The following is a 1,422-nucleotide window of genomic DNA, read 5'->3' as shown; positions in this document are numbered from 1 at the left end:
GATATGACTCACCGCGAGAACGCCAGGTTCCTCGCCGCCCCAGGGCGAAGTCACGAGGAGCTGGTCGCCGTAACCGTCGCGGCCCGGGATGCGTTTTGTTTTCGCACCGGCAGCCTTGGCATCGGTCTCGATCTTATCCGCCAGGCGATTTATCGCCGCGGCATCTGCCGTCGGTGTTTCGATCTCAACCCAGCTTCTAACTTCATTAAGCAGTGCCTGCGTCTCGAAGGGCGACTCGTCGAAGTGTGTACGGTTCATTTTCTGTCCTTATATTATCAAGGCAAACTGCAATGCGCTTCGGCGCGAGTAGCCAAAGGAGGCGGTCGAAATTTACTCGGTAGCAAGTGGGCCGATGCAGTGCGGGTTCCGTGGGATCTCACAGCATCGCGACTGGAAGGAGCGCGATAAACGCTGCGGGCACACATCAGTTCTCAAGAACCACCATGTCAGCCGATGACCAGCACAGGTTCACCCGTGCCCCCGACTGGGGCCTCGTCTCGGAGCGGTCTGACATCATCTTGGCCGTAATGTTCAGGCCGTTGTCGCACCGGATGGTTACGCGTGTCGTACCGCCGATGAACGAACTGCTTGCGACTTCCCCGCTTAGAGAATTGTCGTCTGCGACGGCCTCATCTATGCCGCAGATCCGTACTCTCTCGGGTCGGATCATGACTAGCATTTCCGCCCCCTCAGCGGGTATGCCGCCGGGAACGGCAATCGATCGGTCCCCGGCAATCAGCATTTGGCCACGCCCATCCATTCGTCCGCTGATTAGGTTCGATTCGCCGATAAACTCTGCCACGAAGCGACTGCGCGGCTGAAAATACAACTCGTCCGGCGTGCCAAGCTGGGCGATTTCGCCCATGCTCATCAGACAGATGCGGTCGGACATGTTGAGCGCCTCTTCCTGATCATGGGTGACGTAAATAAAGGTTGTTCCTAGGTCCTTATGGAGACGCTTGATCTCCCCCTGCATCTGTTCTCGCAGGTTCTTGTCCAGTGCTCCCAGCGGCTCATCCATCATGATAATGGCGGGCGAATAGACGATGCAGCGCGCGATGCCGACGCGCTGCTGCTGACCGCCTGATAACTGACGCGGCTTGCGATCCTCAAAGCCGCGCAAACCGACACGTTCGAGCGCCTCGGTCACCTTAACACGAATCGCCTTGGCAGCTTCACGGCGTGCACGCAGCGGATAGGCCACGTTTTCGAAGACGGTCATATGCGGCATCAGCGCATAATTCTGGAATACCATTCCGATCCCCCTGTCACGCGGAGGCATTCGGGTTATGTCGCGCCCATCCAACAGAATGGCGCCAGTCGTTGGTCCAGTTGCACCTGCAATCAGGTTGAGGAGCGTGGTCTTCCCCGATCCTGACGGACCAAGCAGGGTCAAGAATTCTCCCTTCTGCACGCTTAGAT

General features: G+C 57.9%; 1 protein-coding gene and 1 pseudogene. Both read right to left on the bottom strand.

The annotated features are described in order from the left end of the window. Window positions 1-258: pseudogene (locus tag EOA60_RS32855) on the bottom strand (M20 family peptidase); the annotation flags it as partial. A 166-nt stretch (window positions 259-424) separates the two neighbouring features. Continuing rightward, a partial coding sequence (locus tag EOA60_RS32850; protein ID WP_164899766.1) for an ABC transporter ATP-binding protein occupies window positions 425-1,422 on the bottom strand: 998 nt, incomplete at its 5' end.

This window comes from Mesorhizobium sp. M1A.F.Ca.IN.020.06.1.1 (genome assembly GCF_004023265.1).
GTDB lineage: Bacteria > Pseudomonadota > Alphaproteobacteria > Rhizobiales > Rhizobiaceae > Mesorhizobium.
Note: the sequence above shows the minus strand (reverse complement) of the source record. Positions and strands in the feature narration are given on the sequence as shown.